This is a genomic window from Ruegeria sp. YTSA108 (genome assembly GCF_059610185.1).
On the sequence record NZ_JBXWND010000003.1, the window covers coordinates 184,714 to 204,592 of the forward strand.

20 protein-coding genes are annotated in these 19,879 nt (G+C 59.1%); 9 read left to right on the forward strand and 11 right to left on the reverse strand.

The genetic code is table 11. The annotated features are described in order from the left end of the window. Positions 1-62: 62 nt before the first annotated feature. Genes AC2FHW_RS06225 through trpS form a run of 4 tightly spaced genes read right to left on the reverse strand, consistent with a single transcriptional unit; the run spans position 63 to position 3,129 of the window. Positions 63-650, reverse strand: a complete 588-nt coding sequence (locus AC2FHW_RS06225) for a 2-hydroxychromene-2-carboxylate isomerase (protein WP_496700867.1) — start codon at positions 648-650, stop codon at positions 63-65. A 10-nt stretch (positions 651-660) separates the two neighbouring features. Next, entirely contained in the window at positions 661-1,116 is a 456-nt protein-coding gene (locus AC2FHW_RS06230) for a universal stress protein (RefSeq protein WP_142635548.1), read from the reverse strand. Positions 1,117-1,176: 60 nt separating this feature from the next. Further along, positions 1,177-2,040, reverse strand: coding sequence for a branched-chain amino acid aminotransferase (locus tag AC2FHW_RS06235; RefSeq protein WP_496700865.1), 864 nt, complete (start codon positions 2,038-2,040; stop codon positions 1,177-1,179). A 60-nt stretch (positions 2,041-2,100) separates the two neighbouring features. Then, on the reverse strand, positions 2,101-3,129 hold the full coding sequence (gene trpS / locus AC2FHW_RS06240) for a tryptophan--tRNA ligase (RefSeq protein WP_142635552.1): 1,029 nt from the start codon (positions 3,127-3,129) through the stop codon (positions 2,101-2,103). Positions 3,130-3,215: 86 nt separating this feature from the next. Between trpS and AC2FHW_RS06245 the strand changes: the two genes are divergently transcribed. Further along, on the forward strand, positions 3,216-3,902 hold the full coding sequence (locus AC2FHW_RS06245; RefSeq protein ID WP_281995206.1) for a rhomboid family intramembrane serine protease: 687 nt from the start codon (positions 3,216-3,218) through the stop codon (positions 3,900-3,902). Here the strand turns inward: AC2FHW_RS06245 and murJ are convergent, their stop codons facing one another. Genes murJ through AC2FHW_RS06260 form a run of 3 tightly spaced genes read right to left on the reverse strand, consistent with a single transcriptional unit; the run spans position 3,903 to position 9,392 of the window. Next, positions 3,903-5,444: a murein biosynthesis integral membrane protein MurJ gene (gene murJ / locus AC2FHW_RS06250; RefSeq protein WP_496821619.1), complete on the reverse strand. Its 1,542-nt coding sequence runs from the start codon at positions 5,442-5,444 to the stop codon at positions 3,903-3,905. Next, positions 5,441-8,260 (reverse strand): [protein-PII] uridylyltransferase, encoded by a 2,820-nt coding sequence (locus AC2FHW_RS06255; RefSeq protein ID WP_496821621.1) that lies wholly within the window; start codon positions 8,258-8,260, stop codon positions 5,441-5,443. The genes murJ and AC2FHW_RS06255 overlap by 4 nt, the downstream gene beginning before the upstream one ends. Then, positions 8,220-9,392, reverse strand: a complete 1,173-nt coding sequence (locus tag AC2FHW_RS06260; RefSeq protein WP_271948380.1) for a penicillin-binding protein activator — start codon at positions 9,390-9,392, stop codon at positions 8,220-8,222. The genes AC2FHW_RS06255 and AC2FHW_RS06260 overlap by 41 nt, the downstream gene beginning before the upstream one ends. An 87-nt stretch (positions 9,393-9,479) precedes the next feature. Here AC2FHW_RS06260 and rsmI point away from each other — a divergent pair, with 87 nt between their 5' ends. From rsmI to gshB, 3 genes are read left to right on the forward strand one after another with little or no spacing between them, the layout of a single operon-like run. Continuing rightward, on the forward strand, positions 9,480-10,337 hold the full coding sequence (gene rsmI / locus AC2FHW_RS06265; protein WP_142635562.1) for a 16S rRNA (cytidine(1402)-2'-O)-methyltransferase: 858 nt from the start codon (positions 9,480-9,482) through the stop codon (positions 10,335-10,337). A 1-nt stretch (position 10,338) separates the two neighbouring features. After that, complete coding sequence (locus tag AC2FHW_RS06270; protein WP_142635564.1) at positions 10,339-10,713, forward strand: YraN family protein; 375 nt, start codon at positions 10,339-10,341, stop codon at positions 10,711-10,713. A gap of 60 nt (positions 10,714-10,773) precedes the next feature. Beyond that, positions 10,774-11,706 carry a glutathione synthase gene (gene gshB, locus AC2FHW_RS06275; RefSeq protein ID WP_496821623.1) on the forward strand — a complete coding sequence of 311 codons (933 nt, stop codon included), beginning with the start codon at positions 10,774-10,776 and terminating at the stop codon, positions 11,704-11,706. Here gshB and AC2FHW_RS06280 read toward each other — a convergent pair. Genes AC2FHW_RS06280 through cobU form a run of 4 tightly spaced genes read right to left on the reverse strand, consistent with a single transcriptional unit; the run spans position 11,703 to position 15,299 of the window. Further along, entirely contained in the window at positions 11,703-13,214 is a 1,512-nt protein-coding gene (locus AC2FHW_RS06280; protein WP_496821625.1) for a YifB family Mg chelatase-like AAA ATPase, read from the reverse strand. The genes gshB and AC2FHW_RS06280 overlap by 4 nt on opposite strands. Before the next feature lie 45 nt (positions 13,215-13,259). Then, positions 13,260-14,144, reverse strand: coding sequence for a glutathione S-transferase N-terminal domain-containing protein (locus AC2FHW_RS06285; protein ID WP_496821627.1), 885 nt, complete (start codon positions 14,142-14,144; stop codon positions 13,260-13,262). Positions 14,145-14,202: 58 nt separating this feature from the next. Beyond that, a complete protein-coding gene (locus AC2FHW_RS06290; protein WP_496821628.1) occupies positions 14,203-14,781 on the reverse strand; it encodes a histidine phosphatase family protein in 579 nt (192 codons plus the stop codon). After that, positions 14,778-15,299 (reverse strand): bifunctional adenosylcobinamide kinase/adenosylcobinamide-phosphate guanylyltransferase, encoded by a 522-nt coding sequence (cobU, locus tag AC2FHW_RS06295; protein WP_496821629.1) that lies wholly within the window; start codon positions 15,297-15,299, stop codon positions 14,778-14,780. Before cobU ends, AC2FHW_RS06290 begins: the two co-directional genes overlap by 4 nt. A 100-nt stretch (positions 15,300-15,399) precedes the next feature. On the opposite strand from cobU, the gene AC2FHW_RS06300 reads away from it, so the two are divergent. From AC2FHW_RS06300 to AC2FHW_RS06320, 5 genes are all read left to right on the forward strand, one after another. Continuing rightward, positions 15,400-16,278 carry an RNA polymerase factor sigma-32 gene (locus tag AC2FHW_RS06300; protein WP_271948369.1) on the forward strand — a complete coding sequence of 293 codons (879 nt, stop codon included), beginning with the start codon at positions 15,400-15,402 and terminating at the stop codon, positions 16,276-16,278. Beyond that, entirely contained in the window at positions 16,275-17,090 is an 816-nt protein-coding gene (locus AC2FHW_RS06305; protein WP_271948367.1) for a ChaN family lipoprotein, read from the forward strand. Before AC2FHW_RS06300 ends, AC2FHW_RS06305 begins: the two co-directional genes overlap by 4 nt. A gap of 63 nt (positions 17,091-17,153) precedes the next feature. Further along, complete coding sequence (gene coaBC, locus AC2FHW_RS06310) at positions 17,154-18,350, forward strand: bifunctional phosphopantothenoylcysteine decarboxylase/phosphopantothenate--cysteine ligase CoaBC (protein WP_496821631.1); 1,197 nt, start codon at positions 17,154-17,156, stop codon at positions 18,348-18,350. Between the two features lie 15 nt (positions 18,351-18,365). Further along, positions 18,366-18,821, forward strand: a complete 456-nt coding sequence (dut, locus tag AC2FHW_RS06315; RefSeq protein ID WP_271948363.1) for a dUTP diphosphatase — start codon at positions 18,366-18,368, stop codon at positions 18,819-18,821. Further along, positions 18,821-19,864 carry a HesA/MoeB/ThiF family protein gene (locus AC2FHW_RS06320; protein WP_496676523.1) on the forward strand — a complete coding sequence of 348 codons (1,044 nt, stop codon included), beginning with the start codon at positions 18,821-18,823 and terminating at the stop codon, positions 19,862-19,864. Before dut ends, AC2FHW_RS06320 begins: the two co-directional genes overlap by 1 nt. Positions 19,865-19,879: the final 15 nt, after the last annotated feature.

The window sequence follows — 19,879 nt, forward strand, 5'->3', positions numbered from 1 at the left end:
ATCTGTTGTCTCTGATATGCGGGTCCGCGAGCTGGAAGTCAAGAATTGGAACGATTCTAAATTTAGGCAGCCAAGCTTATCGCGTCGTCCAACCGATCATCGCCCCAGAACAGCTCGTCCCCGACCAGAAAGCTGGGCGCGCCAAAAATCCCTTTGGCCTGTGCGGTTTTTGTTTGTTCGATAAGCGCTGATTTGATCGCCGGATTCTGGGTCTGGGAAAGTAAATCAGCGGCAAGCCCGGCTGAGCTGAGGCATCCGGCCAAAACAGCCTCATCCGCGATGTTCTGCCGTTGGGCAAATTCGGCAGAATAGACGGCGCGCACAAAGGCAGCTTTTTGCCCCTGATCTTCAATCGCCAATGTTAACCTGGCCGCTTTCAAGCCGTTCTGCGGAAAAGGATCGGGCCGGACAAATGGCAAGCCGCGCTGGGCGGTCAGGCGTTCCATATCCCGCCACATGTACCGGCCTTTTGCCGGGTACAGATTGAACGGAGAATTGTCCCACCCTTGGGCGGCAAAGATTGGCCCCAGCAGAAAAGGCTGCCATTCGACCGAGACGCCCTGGCGGGTGGCAGCCTCTTCGATACGCATCGCGCTGAGATAAGAATAGGTCGAGGCGAATTCGAACCAGAATTGAATGCTGCGTTGCATCGGTGTGGCCTCAGGTAATCGCTTCGAGTTTTTCTTTGCTCAGATCACCAGGAACAATAGTGATTGGGATCGGCAGGCTGCCTGAGTTTTTGGTCAGTTGAGTCACCAATGGGCCAGGTCCCTTTTTGTCGGTGCCTGCACCCAGAACCAGAACGCCGATATCAGGATCGGATTGCACATGCTCGATGATCTGGGCAACGGGCTCGCCTTCGCGGATGGCCAGTTCAGGATCAACGTCCTGCTTGTCGCGCATCCATTTTGCGAAAACTTCAAAATGCGCATGGATACGCTCGCGCGCTTCTTCACGCATGACGGTGGCAACGCCGATCCAATGGTTGAATTCGTCCGGTGGGATTACCGACAGGATTGTTACGCCGCCGCCGGTATGGGCCGCGCGCATAGCCGCGAATCGCATCGCATTCAGGCATTCGCGACTGTCATCCAGAACCACTAGGAACTTGCGCATGGGTGTCCTCATTCATTTCCGGGGATCATGCCCGACTAGGTGCGTGCTGGCAACCAGAGCCTAACGCCCACTGGCGGCCCAGTCCCAATACAGGTCGCGTGCACGCCGGGCGATGGGACCGACCTGAAACCGGGTGTCCTCCAGCGCAGTCACCGGGGTGATCTTGCTCATGTTGCCAGTCATGAATACCTCGTCGGCCCCGTAGAAATCCTCGAAACTCAGAACCGCCTCATGCACAGCCACGCCGTCGGCCCGCAGGTTTTTGATATGTCGTGCACGGGTGATGCCGGCAAGGAAGGTGCCGTTGGGGACGGGGGTAAAGACCTCGCCGTCGCGGACCATAAAGATATTGGCGGTTGCGGTTTCGGCTACGTTGCCCAATGCGTCAGCCACCAGAGCATTCGAAAACCCGTTCGCACGTACCTCGTTCAGCATCCGTGCATTGTTGGGATACAGGCACCCGGCCTTGGCATTCACCACCGAGGATTCCAGTACCGGACGGCGGAATCGGGTCAGTCCCAGCGTGGCCGAGGCGGTCTCAGGCGCCATCGGAATCTCTTCCAGGCAGACAGCAAACCCGGTGCTGTTTTCCTGCGGTACGATCGCTGTCGCATCTCCGTCGATCCCCCAATACATCGGGCGGATATACACGGCCGCGTCGGGCGCATAGGTCTCAAGCCCTTCCAGCACGATCTCGACCATCTGGTCTGTGGTGACGGTGGAGGTCAGCATCAGCGCCTCGGCAGAGCGGTTCACGCGGGCGCAATGGGCGTTCAGGTCCGGGGTCAGCCCGTTGAAGAACCGCGCGCCGTCAAAGACGGATGATCCCAGCCATGCGCCATGATCCGCAGCGCGCATGATCGGTGCATCCCCATCATGCCATTGCCCGTTGAAATAGGTGCGGATGTTCTTGCCGACTGCCATGACGCCCTCCCAAGCTTTGCGGCAAACCTAGGAAGGCGTTAAGGCAACGTCCAGAGCCAATCAGCCCCGTTTCGCACCAACCATGCCCACAATGTCGTAGGTCTGCTGTAGGATCGGGGCTGCAATCGCCCGCGCCTTTTCTGCGCCATTGGCCAGAATGCGATCAATCTCGGCCTCTTCACCCATCAGGCGGGCCATTTCGGTCGAGATCGGAGACAGTTTGGCAACCGCCAGATCGGCCAGCATCGGTTTGAACTCGCCAAATTGCTTGCCGCCAACGTCGGCCAGAACCTGATCCGCCGTCTGATCGCTGAGGGCGGCGTAGATATTCACCAGATTGCGGGCCTCGGGGCGGTTGTCCAAGCCATCGACTTCCGAAGGCAGAGCGTCCGGGTCGGTCTTGGCCTTTCGGATTTTCTTGGCGATCGTGTCGGCATCATCGGTCATGTTGATCCGGGTCATGTCAGAGGGGTCGGATTTGGACATCTTTTTTGACCCATCGCGCAAGCTCATGACCCGAGTTGCCGCACCTTTGATGACGGGTTCTGTCAACGGAAAAAAATCGACGCCATAGTCATGATTGAACTTAGTTGCGATATCTCGGGTTAGTTCCAGGTGTTGCTTTTGATCATCTCCGACGGGTACATGTGTCGCGTGATATACAAGGATATCTGCGGCCATGAGCGCCGGATAGGCGAATAGGCCCAACGATGCATTCTGTGCGTTCTTGCCAGCCTTATCTTTGAACTGTGTCATGCGCTGCATCCAGCCAAGCCGGGCAACGCAGTTAAAAATCCATGCAAGTTGCGCGTGCTCAGGAACCTGGCTTTGGTTAAACAGGATCGATTTTTCGGGATCTAATCCTGATGCGATATACCCCGCGCACAGCTCACGCGTTGCGTGCTGCAACTCTTTGGGGTCCTGCCAAACGGTGATCGCGTGCAAATCGACCATACAGTAGATTGTCTGATAGTCGGACCCTTGCATCCGGACCCAGTTCCGCAATGCGCCCAAATAGTTGCCAAGGTGCAGGTTACCGGATGGCTGTGCACCGGAAAACACGCGCGGCGTGAACTTGGAATCGGTCATCGAAGGGAACTCCCGTCTGGAAAAATCAGCCCCCGTCGCTTACCCATGAGGCAAAGGGACGTCAACAGCCGCGAAAGGCCCGCCCAATGAGCAGTGAGCATTATACACCCGCCGTGAACCCTCTGCCGCCCGTGGTGGTGGCTTTGTGTGTGTTCATCATGGGGGTTGAACTGGCATTTACTCTAGGTACGCGCGGGATCATTGGGGGGCCAACTGCTGTAGGCTGGCGCCTGGACGCTTTGCAGCACTATTCGTTTTCGCCGGATATCTTCGACTGGATGGTGGAAAACGGGCGCTGGCCGTTCGAGCATCTGATCCGCTTTGTCACCTATCCGTTTGTATCCGGTACGTTCACACAGGCCATCTTTGTCTGCGTCTTTGTGCTGGCCATGGGTAAAATGGTGGCCGAGGTTTTTGGCAGTGTTCAGATGCTGGTGATCTTTGTGCTGTCGGGCGTGGGTGGTGCGCTGGCTTATGCACTGTTGCTGGATCCGCGCTTTCCGCTGGTGGGTGGGTTCCCTCCGGTCTATGGGCTGATCGGAGCGTTTACGTGGATATTATGGCGCAAGCTGTCGCTGGTGGGCGCAAACCAATCCCGCGCCTTCAGCCTGATCGCCGTTTTGATGGGCATTCAGTTGTTGTTCGGCCTGCTGTTTGGCGGAACGCTGGACTGGGTGGCTGATCTGGGCGGTTTTGCCACTGGTTTTGCCCTGTCGTTCCTGGTTGCTCCGGGTGGGTGGGCGCGGATCGTCAGGCGTATTCGGCGCGACTGATCAGGATCGACGCAGAGCCTTTCTGAACTCGGAAAGTTTGAATGCACCAATCAGGTGGCCGAGCAGGAAATACGTGACTGCAGCAACGATGATCAAACCGAGCAGTGCCAGGTAACGCCAGCCTTCCAGGGCAAAGGCCCAGCCAAACAGCTCAATAGCGGCATACAAGACAGCTCCCATCCCCATGGACGCCGCAATGATCCGCCATGCCCTGTTCTTGAACCGGTCGTCAAACTGCGCTTCTTTCCCCATTTTTCGCGCGCCCAAGGCCAGCAGTCCAACCATGGCCCATCCGGCCACCGAGGCGGCAATCGCCGGCGCGAACCATCCCACCAACGGATACAGCCCGAAAGCCAGTGCAGCGTTCACGACCATCGCAAACACTGCATAGTGAAAGGGCGAGCGTGTATCTTCTCGCGCGAAATACAAAGGCTGCAACAATTTCTGCAGCATGAACGCGGGCAGGCCGATGCCATAGATCGCCACGGCAAGTGCGGTGGCGGCGGTGTCTTCGGGGGTGAACTGTCCGCGCTCGAACAGAACCGAGACCAGCTGGGTGGGGATGAGCACAAAGGCAACGGTCGACGGGATGGTCAACAGCAACGTAAACTCACCTGCGCGAGAAAACGCATCGCGGGCGCCCGATTTGTCCCCAGCGCGCAGGCGGCGAGATAGATCGGGTAACAGGACGATGCCGACGGCGATGCCCACGACGCCCAATGGCAACTGGTACAAGCGATCCGCTGCAAACAACCAGCTGACGGCCTTTTCGGTTTTCGAAGCAACCAGCTGGCCCACCACCAGATTGACCTGTGTAACCCCCATGGCCAAGGCGGCCGGAACCGCAATGCGGACCATGTTGCGCATTTCAGGGCTGAGTTTCGGCAGGCCCGGGCGGATACGGATGCCCGCACGTTCGGTTGCAATCCAGACCAGCGCTAGCTGCGCAACACCAGCGATGGGGATGACGGCGATCAGCCAACGGATGACTTCTCCGCCTGATATAGCGCCGGCGATCAGTGCTGTGCAGGCAAAGATGTTCAGTAAAATCGGCGCGGCGGCGGCAGCCGCGAAACGGCCGGTTGCGTTCAGCACGCCCGAGAACAGCGCCGCTAGCGACATGAAAAAGATGTAGGGAAAGACCACATATCCATAATCCACGGCAAGGTCGAAGCGGTCGTCACCGTAAAAGCCCTCGGCCGTCAGCCAGACCAGGCCAGGCATGAAAACCATCGCCAGCCCGACCAGCACCAGCACCGCCACGGCCAGCAGGTTGAACGCGTCCTGTGCAAAGCCTTGCGCGTTTTCCCCGCCTTCGAGCCGTTTGGAAAACATTGGCACAAAGGCTGCGTTAAACGCACCTTCGGCAAAGAAGCGGCGGAACATGTTGGGCAGGCGAAAGGCGGCGACGAATGCATCCATTACTGGCCCGGGCCCGATGTAGGCGGTCAGCAGGATTTCCCGCAGAAAGCCCAGAATACGGCTGGCCAGGGTCCAGAACCCGACAGTGAACAGGCCTGAAAACAGCCGGATCTGTTTCATGAGACCGCGCGCTCGGCGCCTTCGGAGATGGCCTTGCGCAGCTTGGCCTCAAGCCCGCGCTGCTTGCTTTCCGAGTGATATTTCAACCCAAACATATCCTTGACGTAAAAGGTGTCCACCACTTGTTCGCCATAAGTCGCGATCACCGCATTGGCGATATAGACATTGGCGGCAGCAAGCGTTCGTGTCAGATCATAAAGCAGGCCGGGCCTGTCCCGGGTATCGACCTCGATGATCGTGTAGATCTCGGACCCGTCATTGTCGAAGATGATATGGGTCGGCACGTTAAAGGCCCGTTCGCGTTTCTTGATCTTGTCGCGTGATTTAAGGGCATCCCGCGCCACGACCTCGCCTTTAAGGGTCTTGTGGATCATCTGTGTCAGGCGCGGCAAGCGGCTGGCCTCGAACGGGTGGCCATCGGCGTCCTGAATCCAGAACGCATCGGTGACATAGCCGTCCTTGGTGGTGTAACTGCGCGCATCAACCACATTGGCCCCGACCAGCGCCAAAGCGCCTGCGATACGGGCAAAAATGCCGGGGTGATCACCCATGGCAAAGCAGGCCCGCGTCGCGTCGCGGTCTTCATCCGGGTGCAGACGGATTTCCATCGCGCCAGCATCACCGCTGCGGTCCAGCTCTTTCAGCATCTCGGCAAATTCTACATGGGTCGAAAGGTTCAGGCCCTGCCAATAGGGGTCATAGTGCCGACCCGTCTCGGTTTTGAGGGCGGCTTTGGTCCATTCCGCCAGCTCGGCCCGCAACGCCTTTTTGGCACCGGCACCGCGATTGGCACGGTTGAGGTCTTCCATCCCGGTCTCAAGCGCGCGCTTGGTTTCTGCATGTAGCGCGCGTAGCAGGGTGGCTTTCCAGTTGTTCCAGGTGTTGGGTCCAACGCCGCGAATGTCGCAGACGGTCAACACGGTCAGTAGGTCCAACCTTTTGACCGTTTTCACGGCCTTGGCAAAGTCGCGCACCGTGCGCGGGTCGGAAATATCGCGTTTCTGCGCCATGTCCGACATCAACAAGTGATACCGCACCAACCATTCCACGGTTTCTGAATCCGATTTGTTCAGACCCAGCCGAGGTGCAATCTTTCGGGCCATCTGTGCGCCCAAAATCGAATGATCCTCGGGTCGCCCCTTAGCAATGTCATGGATCAGCAGGGCAACATACAGAACCTTGCGATTGACCCCGCCCTCCAGGATTGAAGACGCCAGCGGCAGGGATTCCCCCAACTCTCCGCGTTCAATCTGGGCCAGATTGACGATGCACTGAATGGTGTGCTCATCCACCGTATAGCTGTGGTACATGTTGAACTGCATCATCGCCACGATGTGTTCGAACTCGGGCAGAAAGGCCGACAGCACCCCCAGTTCGTTCATGCGGCGCAGGGCGCGTTCCGGGTTCCCGTGTTTCAGCATCAGGTCGAGAAAGATGCGCCGCGCCTCTTTGTCTTCGCGCATGTCGTCATCAATCAGGTTCAGGTTGGCGCTGACCAGCCGCATCGCGTCCGGGTGGATCAGCATGCCGGTGCGCAGACCTTCCTCGAACAGGCGCAGAAGGTTCAGCTTGTCCGCCAGAAACTTGTTCGGATCGGCTACGTCCAGACGTCCATGGACGACTTTATATCCGGCTTTGATCCTGGGGCGGCGGCGGAAAATACGCTCTAGCAGAGGCGCGCCTTTCATATGCGTCGCCTCGAGTTTGGTCAGGAAGATGCGCGTCAGCTCGCCAACCTTCGTGGCCTCGCGGAAATAGCGCTGCATAAACACTTCGACCGCCCGACGACCCGCCCGGTCTTCGTATCCCATACGGGAAGCAACCTCGACCTGCATGTCAAAGGACAGTTGTTCGGTTGCGCGCCCGGTCACCAGATGCAAATGCGAGCGAACGGCCCACAGGAAATCCTCAGCTTCCACAAAAGTGCTGAATTCCTCGGGGGTGAACAGACCCAGCGGTACCAACTCGGCCACGTCCTGAACGCCGTAAATATATTTGGCAATCCAGTAGAGCGATTGCAGGTCGCGCAATCCGCCTTTGCCCTCTTTTACGTTGGGCTCGACCATATACCGCTCGCCCTGTTTCAGATGGCGCGCGTCGCGTTCCTGCAGCTTAGCCTCGATGAACTGGCGCTCAGTGCCATTGAACAGATCGTCTTTCAGGCGCGTTTCCAACTCATTTGCCAGATCGGCGTCGCCAGCCAAATAGCGCTGTTCCAACATCGCGGTGCGAATGGTGAAATCCTCGGATCCCAGGCGCAGGCAATCCTTGATGGTGCGCGAAGAATGCCCGACCTTCAGCCGCAGATCCCACAGGATATACAACATGGATTCGATCACACTCTCTGCCCAGGCAGTGATTTTGTAGGGGGTCAGAAACAGAAGATCGACATCCGAGGACGGGGCCATTTCCCCGCGCCCATAGCCGCCCACTGCCAGCACGGCCATTTTTTCTCCCTGTGTCGGCGTGGCCAGCGGGTGAAGCTCGCGACTGGCCACTTGCATCGCGGTGCAGACCAGCCCGTCGGTCAGGTAGGTATAGGAATGGGTCAGCCGTCGCGCGTCAAATGGATCGCGGACGAAGGCATCGGCGATTGCCTGACGACCGGATTTCTGGACGTTGCGCAAAATCCGCACGGTTTCGCCGCGCCTTTCGGCGTTATCAGATGTCTTGTCGAAGGCCTCTGACAGCTGTGCCATAACGGTTGCGCTGTCAAAGATTTCTTCGGGCTGGCAAATCAGGTCACCCCTTGGGATGAGTGTCAGAGCCAGCCGATCAGAATCCGGCGCCAGAGAAGCTTTGGGGGGCAGGGTCAATCACAACCACCTGTTTGTTCTGGATCGTGGCAATGGCCAGACCACGTTCATTCGTACCGTTGGGTCGCAGACGGAAGATACCGCCAACGCCCTGAAAACCGGCGTTCTGAGTTAGGGCAGATACGGTCAGAGCGTCGGATTTGCCCTGGCTGACCAAGGCAGCAATCGCGGCTATGCCATCATAGGCTAGGCCACTGATCGGATGTGGTGCCTCGCCATATGTGTTGTTGTACCGCTGACGATAAGCCTGTGCCTTGGATGGGTCCGGCAATGCGAACCAGCCACCCTGAACGCCTGGCAGTTCCAGTGTCTGGGCCGGGATGTCCCAGCGGGTCAGACCCATATATTGCGTGGTTGCCGGGGAGACGCCCGCTTCTGGTAGAAGCTGGGAATACAGCGGCAACGCCCCTGCAGTGGTCGAAGTCAGAAAGATCGAATCCGCCCCCGAGGACGCTACAGTAGCCTTGATTGTCGGCACCGAGTTGATGACCCCCTGCTGAGAGCGGTCATAGCCGACCGTGCCTGCATTACCCACTCGGCTGTTGCTCAGCGCGGTTGCGATAGCCGATTGTCCAAGCCGCCCTGCGGCATCGTTGCTATGCACGATGACCGTTCCGGTCTTGCCGCGCGAACCGGCATAGTTGACCAACCGGTTGGCGGTGTTTTCAAAAGTGGGGCCGAGCACGAAGACATTGCCGCCTGCGATGCTGGTATTGTTCGAGAACGACAGCAGGTTGACCTTGTTGTTCAGTACCGCAAGACCAGCTGAGTTTGCCGCCTGGGCGTAGACCGGACCGATGATTATCTTTGCACCGTCTGCCACGGCTTGCTGCGCGACTGTTGCGGCGGTACCCGAATTGCCCCGGGTGTCGTAGACCCGCAAATCAATCTGTACATTCTGCAGATCGGACATCGCCAGGCGGGCTGCGTTTTCAAGGCTGCGCGCCAGTTCAGCGTCCCCGGAATTTCCAGATCCAGCCGGAACCAGCAAAGCAACCGGTACAGGTTTTGAAGTGTTGATCGACGGGCCTCCGCCGATACTGCTGACGTCACACGCCGTCAGAATGGTCGCGGTGGCCAAGACGGCGGCTGCACGCGCCAACTTGCGAACGGGCTTGCAAACGGTAAACATCTAAATGAAAACTCCCTGATCCGGCGGCTTGGGATGCTGCCATTATTTGCGCCGCGATAATAGACGTCACGCTGTGAGGGTCCAGCTTTGAATTTTCAAAAAGTCAAATTGGGCACGGGCCTGTATTTTGTTGCCACTCCGATCGGGGCGGCACGCGACATTACGCTCAGGGCGCTAGACGTGTTGGCGTCGGCGGACATGATTGCCGCCGAAGACACGCGCAGCCTGCGTCGGTTGATGGAGATTCACGGCGTTCCTCTCGAGGGGCGCCGCATCCTTGCCTATCACGATCACAGCGGTGCAGGCGCCCGCGGCAAAATCCTGGACGCGCTGAAAGAGGGGAAATCAGTGGCTTATGCGTCCGAGGCCGGGATGCCGTTGATCGCGGACCCGGGCTATGACCTGGGGCGGCAGGCGGCCGAGGCGGGGCAAATGGTGACCTGCGCGCCGGGCCCCTCCGCCGCGCTGATGGCGCTGACGCTGGCTGGTTTGCCGACGGATGCCTTCTTCTTTGCCGGGTTTTTGCCCAATGCCTCAGGCGCGCGCCGGACGCGGATCGAGACGCTGCGAGATGTGCCTGGGACGTTGGTATTTTATGAATCTCCGAAACGTGTGGCGTCCTGTCTGTCGGATCTGGCCGAGGTTCTAGGGGAAAACAGGCAGGCCGCGATGTGCCGCGAATTAACCAAGAAATTCGAAGAAGTTCGGCGCGGGTCGCTGGCAGAGCTGGCAGAAGAATTGGCGAGTCAGACGGTCAAAGGCGAAATTGTTCTGCTGGTAGACCGTGGCGCTTCGGAAACTGTTAACGATTCAGACATAGAAGAGGCTTTGATACGCGCCCTGGAAACTCATTCAGTACGCGATGCGGCGGATTTGGTGTCGCAGATGTATAAACTGCCGCGTCGACCGATCTATCAGAAGGCGCTGAAACTCGGGAAAGGGTAAGATGACCTCACGCAGCACTGTCCGAAGTTCGGTTTCTTATCATGCGGGTCAGGCGGCGGAACAGCAGGTTGCGGCAGATTACGAGCGGCGGGGATATTCCATAGCACATCGCCGTTGGCGCGGGGCAGGGGGCGAGATTGATCTGATCGTCCGCAACGGCGACGGATTGGTTTTCGTCGAGGTCAAGAAAAGCACAAGCTTTGAGATGGCTGCTGCCCGGATCAAACGGCGCCAGATGGACCGTATCTGTGCCTCGGCTGCCCAATTTCTGGAAGGGGAACCCAACGGCCAGCTGACAAATGTTCGGTTTGATGCGGCTTTGGTGGATGCGTTCGGCGCGGTGCAAATCATCGAAAACGCCTTTGATCAGGTCTGACCCCATTGAACCCCCGGCCTGGCTGGGCCATGTATCTGGCGTGAAACTGAGGGACACGCCATGAAAATTGCCTTTCAGATGGACCCGATCGGGGCCGTGGATATCAATGCCGACAGCTCATTCCGTCTGGCCGAAGAGGCACAGGCGCGCAGGCATACGCTGTTCTTCTACAGCCCTGACAAACTGGCTTATCAGGAGGGCCGGATCACGGCCCGCGGCCACGATATGACGGTGCAGCGCCTGGCTGGAAACCCGGCAGAATTGGGGCCCGAGCGCGAGGTTGATCTGGCCGAGTTCGACGTGGTCTGGCTGCGTCAGGATCCCCCGTTTGACATGCACTATATCACTTCCACCCACCTGCTGGACCGGCTTAAGGGACAGGCGCTGGTGGTAAATGATCCGTTCTGGGTTCGGAACTATCCCGAAAAACTCCTGGTGCTGGATTTCCCCGATCTGACGCCACCGACAACCATCGCCCGCGATCTGCAGACGATTAAGGCGTTCAAAGAAAAGCACGGCGATATTATCCTGAAACCGCTTTATGGAAATGGCGGTGCGGGGGTGTTCCGGTTGGATGGCAACGACCGGAACCTGACATCTTTGCACGAATTGTTCACCGGGTTTTCGCGCGAACCTCTGATCGTTCAGAAATTCCTGCCCGATGTCAGCAATGGCGACAAACGGGTCATTCTGGTGGACGGTCAGGCTGTGGGTGCAATCAACCGTGTTCCCGCCAAAGGTGAAACACGATCCAACATGCATGTGGGGGGACGGCCCGAAAAGGTTGGTCTGACGGATCGCGATCTTGAGATTTGCGCAGCCATTGGACCTTTGTTGAAGGAAAAAGGGCAGGTTTTTGTTGGTATCGATGTAATCGGCGATTACCTGACCGAGATTAACGTGACTTCGCCAACCGGAATTCAGGAATTGGAACGGTTTGATGGCGTGAACATCGCAGAAAAGATTTGGCAGGCCATCGAAGCCAGGCTTTAAGATGCAATATTGGCGCTGATGCGAAAGCTCAGCGCCTCGGCCACATGGGGTCTTCGGACATCTGATGCGCCGTCCAGATCGGCGATGGTGCGCGCGACCCGCAAGATGCGGTGAAAGGCGCGCGCTGACAAACCAAATTTCTCGGCCGCTTTCAACAGCAGCTCTTTTCCTTCGGCATCCGGCGCGGCGATTTCTTCCAGCACATTGCCCTCAACATCCGCATTCTGGCGCGCGGACGTTCCATTGTATCTTTGCGCTTGAACCGCACGCGCCTGCTCGACACGCGCGGCAACCGTGGCCGAACTGTCCCCGGATGGAGGCAGGTCAAGGTCGGTGAACCCGACCGGAGGCACCTCGATCCTCAGGTCGAACCGATCTATCAGCGGGCCTGAAATGCGCCCCAGATAATCCTCGCCGCAGACCGGCGCACGCGAGCAGGCCCGCGCCGGATCTGTCAAGTAGCCGCATTTGCAGGGGTTGGCGGCGGTAACCAGCATAAAGCGGCAGGGGTATTTCACATGCGCATTGGCACGTGCAATCATGACCTCTCCGGTTTCGATGGGTTGGCGCAGGGTTTCCAGAACGGTTCGTGGGAATTCGGGAAATTCATCCATGAACAAAACCCCGTTATGGGCCAATGAGATTTCTCCTGGTTTGGCTCCTTTCCCTCCACCAACAATGGCCGCCATCGATGCCGTATGATGCGGCTCGCGAAACGGTCTGGTGCGGCTGATGCCGCCTTCGTCAAGCAGGCCGCACAGGGATTGGATCATCGAGGTTTCAAGCGCCTCGGTCGGTGTCAGCGGCGGCAATATCCCCGGCAGGCGCGCGGCCAGCATGGATTTCCCGGACCCCGGCGTGCCGATCATCATCAGGTGGTGCCGCCCTGCGGCGGCAATCTCCAACGCGCGTTTCGCCCGCTCCTGCCCTTTTACATCGCGCAGGTCGCGGGTGCTGGGGGAAAGGTTGACCTCGCCGGGCAGGGCAGCGGGCAAAGGGGCTTGGCCCGAGAAGTGGCGGACAACATCGCCCAAAGATTCAGCGCCGATCACCTGAGTAGCGTCAACCCAAGCCGCCTCGGCGCTGGAGGCCCGAGGGCACAGCAGGGTTCGGTCCTCGGCCGCGGCGGTCATCGCGGCAGGAAGCGCCCCGACAACAGGCACAAGAGACCCGTCCAGTGACAATTCCCCCAGTGAAACGGCCCCTTCAGCCGCGTCCTTGGGAATGATTTCCAGGGCTGACAGCAGAGCCACCGCAATGGGCAGGTCGAAATGGCTGCCTTCTTTGGGCAGGTCAGCGGGGGATAGGTTGATAGTGATACGCTTTGACGGCAGGGCAATGGCCATCGAGCTTAGCGCGCTTCGGACGCGATCGCGGGCCTCTGAAACTGCTTTGTCAGGCAGGCCGACGATGGAAAAGGCAGGCAACCCCGGTGAAACCGCGCATTGCACCTCGACCGGGCGGGCGTCGACACCTTGAAAGGCGACTGTATGAGAACGAGCGACCATGAACGACCTGCTTGGTTAACAGGTCGTTACTGGCACGCCGCCGGTTTAGGAATCGTTAACGGCGCTGACCATTTGAGTGAATTTCGGCCATGCTTCCGGATCGGCGAGGGTTTTGTCGCGGCAGAACCGATTGCAGAATCCCCAGCGCTGACCGTCCAGGTCCAGAAAATCTGTGACGGGCTCTCCGGAATAGGGGCAGGTCTGGTTGACCGAGGGGCCGCTCTGGGCGGCCACAGCAGACGATGCCCCGCCGATTGGCCAGGGATCCGATTGAAGGTCCAGCGAATACGGGAAAGGGTCGTACTGGACTGTCAGACCCATCGCACGCCACTGCCTGACAACCGGATCCGACAGGAGGGTCAGGCAATAGTCCCGGTTGGCGTCCGAAACAGGCAGCCCATAACCGATGATCCGCGCGGCAACGGGCGTGTAAAACACATCCACCAAAGAATATGTACCGAACAAAGGGCCGGTGTTCGCCCCAGACACTTGGCGCGCATGATCCCAAAGGGTTTCGATCCGGCGCAGGTCGGCAAGCGTTTCGTCCGCGGGTTCGAACCCCTTCCAGCAGTGCAGGAGCTGCATCGCGCATTCCCCGCGCAGAGCTGAGAACCCGGCGACCATCTCGGTGCAAAGCCAGCGCGCAGTGGCGCGGGCGGCGGCGTCGCTGGGCCACAATCCGGCCTCGGGGTGGCGCTCTGCCAAGGTCTCGGCCATGGCGAGGCTTTCGCCAACCACGGTTCCGTCTGGCAGGCGCAAGGCGGGCACCAGACGTGCCGGGGACAGGGGTTTCATCTCCTCGGCCATGGTGCCTGAATACAGGCCGATCATGTGGTTTCGATAGGGCAGGTCGAACTTTTCCAGCATCAACCAGCCACGCAAGGACCAACTGGAAAACAGGCGGTCTCCGATAAACAAATCATAGGTCATGGGCCTAGGATGGCTCAGGCTATTCAATCCGTAAAACAGAGATTTGTGCGCGGTACGATCACGGGCAGTGATTGATCCGACCGACAGACCAGCGGTCGCCGTGATGGGTGATTTCTGTCACCGAGAGATTGTCGATCCGGTGGCTGAACGCCTCTTGCGCGTCCACATCCATGGCGCGCTGAACCTGGGTCAGGATGACACCGAAATGGGCGACAATGATCAGATCGTGTCCGGTGTGGTCGGTGATCAGCCGGTCGATAACCGTGTCGACACGGGCTCGGACCTCATTCCAGCTTTCGCCGTTTGGCGGGCGGACATCACCGGGATTATCCCAATAGGCGAAGGTCAGCTCGGGGTCTTCTGCCTCGATCTCTTTGAAACCGCGCAATTCCCAGCTGCCGAAATTGATCTCACGCAGGTCCGGGTGGTGGGGCAGGCGTCGTCGCGCGCCCTGTATCGCCGAGGCCGTGTCCGAGGCGCGGCTCAGGTCGGATGAGATCACCAGCCCGTCGGCTGGCAGGTGGCTGTGCAACCGGTCAATGGCGGCCTGATCGCTGAGGTCAGCGGGCAGATCGGACCAGCCGACCATGGTGTTGGCATGGGTCGGCCCGTGCCTGACAAGGTGCAGCCGCGTCATGGCAACTGCCCTTTCAGCACCAGAGGCAGCCCGGCGGTGACCTGAACCACCAGATCAGCCTGCGCGGCAAGCGCGATGTTCAGGCGGCCCTGCGCCTCGCGGAATTGGCGGGACAGGGCGTTGTCCGGCACGATCCCGTAGCCGACCTCGTTCGAGACGAAGACGATGGGGGCAGCGCAGTCTTGCAGAGCCGACAGCAGTGCAGCCTGGGCCTGCCGCAGATCATGTTCCGCCAATAGGTGATTGGTCAGCCACATGGTCGCGCAGTCGATCAGACAGACCTGATCCGAGGTCAGCTTGGCCAGGGGCGCGCCAAGGTCCAAGGGGGCCTCGATCGTTTCCCAACCGCTGCCGCGCTGTGAAACATGGCGCTTAACCTTATCGCGCATCTCATCATCAAACACTTGTGATGTGGCCAGATAAACGCGGCTTTTCCCTGATAAAACAACAAGTTGCTCGGCGAATGCCGACTTGCCTGAGGCTGCTCCGCCCAGCACAAAGGTTAAATCCGAACCCACGATCATTACCTTTTAAGTGATCCACCTGGTGTTGTTCTGCGTATCGACCATGGGTCGGCAAGGCAAGCCCGGGCCGCGCCAGCGAAAAAGGGAGATTTCCATGGCACTGGACAGCGCAAACGATTTCTCGATGTCGCGCAGGGCGATGAAGGCCGAGTTACTGGATGCAGAAACCGAGTTGAAGCTGGCCTATGCCTGGCGTGACCAGCGTGATGAAAAGGCGCTGCACCGGTTGATCACGGCCTATATGCGGTTGGCAATTTCGATGGCGGCCAAGTTCAAACGTTATGGCGCGCCGATGAACGATCTGATCCAAGAGGCCGGATTGGGTCTGATGAAGGCCGCTGACAAATTTGACCCGGATCGCGGGGTTCGGTTCTCGACCTATGCCGTCTGGTGGATCAAGGCGAGTATCCAGGACTATGTAATGCGAAACTGGTCAATGGTTCGGACCGGGTCCACCTCTGCCCAGAAATCCCTGTTTTTCAACATGCGTCGCGTCCAGGCCCGGCTTGAACGCGAAGCGGCCACTGATGGGATGGCGCTGGACCGTCACCAGTTGCACCAGATGATAGCAGCCGAGATCGGTGTTCCGTTGCGCGACGTTGAGATGATGCAAGGCCGGCTGGCAGGGTCGGATTTCTCGTTGAACGCTGTGCAATCCACGGATGAAGACGGGCGCGAATGGATCGACGCGTTAGAGGATGAACGGGAACAGGCCGCTGAAACCGTTGAAAACAAGCACGACACCGAACAGTTGCGCGAATGGTTGGTGATGGCGATGCAGGCCCTCAACGACCGAGAGCGCTTCATCGTGCGCGAACGCAAGCTGCGTGAACCGGTGCGCACACTGGAAAGCCTGGGTCAGGAACTGGGCCTGTCGAAAGAGAGGGTGCGTCAGCTTGAAGCCGCGGCTTTTGTAAAAATGCGTAAGAACCTTGAAGCTCAATCGCGCGAGGTGCAACACTTCATCGCATGAAACAGATTGCGATTCTGATGTGTACGCTGATGGTTATGGCTGGGTCCGGTCATGCCGATGACCTGATCCCTGACGATGTTACGGCCGCGATGCGAATGGCAGACGTTGTTTTGTTGGGCGAAACCCATGACAATCCTCGCCATCATCTGGTTCAGGAACAGGCGATTACATTGATCGACCCCTCCGCCGTGGTCTGGGAAATGGTCACCGAGGAAGGCGCACAGCGCCTGGCGCAAAAAGCGGCGTCCGATCCCGAAGAACTGTCACGCATCCTGCGTTGGGCGGAATCCGGCTGGCCCCCTCTCAGCCTGTATTACCCGATCTTTCAGGCCACGGATGCGCCGGTCTATGGCGCAATGGTCCCGCGTAAGGCAGCGCGTACAGCGATGGAACGTGGCGCTGCAACTGCGCTGGGCGCTGACGCAGCGCGGTTTGGGTTGACCGTTCCTCTGTCAAAGGCGGAACAGGCGGCGCGCGAGGCTGACCAGATGGCGGCGCATTGCGATGCGCTGCCGGAAAGCGCTCTGCCGCAGCTGGTTGCGATCCAAAGGTTGCGCGATGCGGTGCTGGCACGGGCCATATTGCGTGCCGTTGACGAAACTGGTGGCCCGGTTGCAGTTATCACCGGAAATGGCCATGCGCGAAAGGACCGCGGTATTCCGACATTCCTGTCGCGTCTGCGTCCGGGTCTTAAAGTGTATGTCCTGGGTCAGTCTGAAGACGGTACGATCCAAGGGGACTATGATGCAGTCATCGACAGCCCCACCGTGGACCGAGAAGACCCCTGCCTGGCCTTTCAACCGCAGAATTAACCGCTGGAACTGTCGGGCGCGCTTGCCTAATGTCGGGGCCGACCGAGACGGGAAGGGCACAACATGCTGGCATCGAAACGGATTCTGCTGATCATTGGTGGCGGTATTGCTGCCTATAAGTCACTGGATCTGATCCGGCGACTGAAGGAACGCGGCGCCGCCGTTACGCCGGTCCTGACCCGCGCAGCAGAAGAATTCGTGACACCTCTGTCTGTTGCCGCGCTGGCCGGCGAGAAGGCCTATCGCGATCTGTTCGATCTGACCGATGAGGCCGAGATGGGGCATATCCAGCTGTCCCGATCTGCGGATCTTGTCGTGATCGCTCCGGCGACTGCGGATTTAATGGGCAAAATGGCAGGTGGGTTGGCGAATGATCTGGCCTCGACCCTATTGATGGCGACTGACACACCGGTTCTGTGTGCGCCTGCGATGAATGTCCGTATGTGGGATCACCCGGCGACGCGTCGTAATTTTGAACAGTTGCAGGCGGACGGCATTCGTTTTGTCGGGCCGAACGAAGGCGACATGGCCTGTGGCGAATATGGTCCGGGCCGCATGTCGGAACCGCTTGAGATCGTCGCCGCGATTGAGGCATCGCTGGGCAGCGGACCGCTCAGCGGTAAACGCATTCTTGTGACCTCGGGTCCCACGCACGAGCCGATTGACCCGGTGCGCTATATCGCGAACCGCTCATCCGGGGCGCAGGGCACAGCGATTGCACGTGCTCTGTCTGCGTTGGGTGCAGAGGTTGTGTTTGTAACCGGACCTGCCGAGGTTCCTGCACCCGATGGGGTCGAGGTTGTGCGGGTTGAAACAGCCCAGCAGATGTCAGACGCGGTGGATTCAGCCTTGCCTGTCGATGCCGGGGTATTTGCCGCCGCCGTGGCGGATTGGCGGGTGGCCAGCGCGTCGGACCGCAAGCTGAAAAAGACACGCGACGGTCTTCCGGCGCTGGATTTTGCTGAAAACCCGGACATTCTGAAGCGGGTCGCCAAGCTGGACGATGGACGCCCCGCGCTAGTTGTTGGCTTTGCCGCGGAAACGGACAATGTGATCGAACATGCGACCGCCAAACGCGACCGCAAAGGGTGCGACTGGATCATTGCGAATGATGTCAGCCCGGGGACCGGGATCATGGGGGGCGCAGAAAACGCGGTGATCCTGATCTCCGATGATGGGGCTGAGGAATGGCCACGTATGGGCAAAGACGCAGTGGCAGAAAGACTGGCACACAAGATTTCCGACGCGCTGGCCGGTTAGACAAGAGGATATCCGATGGTAGCAATTCGTGTGATCCGTGAGGACGGGGCCGACCCTTCGGTGCCCTTGCCATCTTATGAAACCACCGGAGCGGCAGGCGCGGATGTGCGTGCAAACTTCCCGGACAAGACGCCGATCACGCTGCTGCCCGGTCAGCGGGCTCTGGTTCCCACCGGACTGCGGATTGAAATCCCAAAAGGGTATGAGGTGCAGGTCCGGCCCCGCTCGGGCCTTGCGCTGAAATACGGGATCACGCTGCCCAATACGCCGGGTACGATCGACAGCGACTATCGCGGCCCTCTGGGGGTGATCCTGTTGAACGCTGGGCAGGAGAGCTTTGAAATCACCCATGGGGAACGTATCGCCCAACTGGTCGTCGCCCCGGTGGTGCAGGCGTCATTCGAGGCCACGGATACACTCAGCGATACTGACCGCGGTGCAGGCGGGTTCGGTTCGACCGGGCGCGGCTGATGTTACTTGTCCTGATCATCGCCGCAGCGCTTTGGGGGCTCGGCTATCTGGCTGGCGTGTCACGCAATGCACGGATGATTTCGGTTGGGGTGTTGTTGCTGGGGGTAATCTCGGCACAGCTGGTTTTGCCCCTTGGTAACCCCCTGCGTCAGGCCACGGGTGGTTCTGCTGCGACCTGGTTGATTTTGGTTGGTACGGCGGTTCTGGTTCTGATCTATGGAAAGGGACTGAAAGCGCTGCGAAAACGCGCGGCGCCGGCCTCGAACAAGGAGCCAGCCATGCCCTCAGACAAATTCTCCGAGACCGAGCTTGACCGCTATGCCCGCCATATCGTGTTGCGCGAAATTGGTGGGCCAGGGCAGAAAAAGATGAAGCAGGCCCGCGTGCTTGTGATCGGCGCCGGGGGGCTTGGGGCGCCCGCTTTGCAGTATCTGGCTGCGGCCGGGGTCGGCACGATCGGGGTGATTGATGATGATGAGGTTGAGAACGCCAATCTTCAGCGTCAGGTGATCCACCAGGATGCGGATATCGGCATGCCCAAGGTTTTTTCGGCCCAGCAGGCCATGCTGGCGCAAAACCCGAATGTGGTTGTTCTGCCCTATCACCGCCGACTGACCGAAGAGGTCGCCACCGAGCTATTTTCCGATTTTGACGTCATCCTGGACGGAACTGATAATTTCGACACGCGCTATTTGGCCAATCGCACGGCGGTCGCGTTGGGCAAGCCGCTGATTTCGGGGGCTCTGTCGCAATGGGAAGGCCAGCTCAGCGTTTTCGACCCGGCCAACGATGCGCCTTGTTATCAGTGCATTTTCCCCGAGGCTCCGGCTCCAGGTCTGGCCCCGTCCTGCGCCGAGGCTGGGGTGATCGGCCCCTTGCCTGGCGTCGTCGGTTCGATGATGGCTGTTGAGGCGATCAAGGTGATCACCGGGGCGGGTCTGGCACTGATGGGTGAGATGCTGATTTACGACGCTCTCTATGGCGAAAGCCGCAAGATTACACTGCCTCGCCGTGCAGATTGCCCCGTTTGTGGCAAAGGATAACCCCCCTGCTCTGGA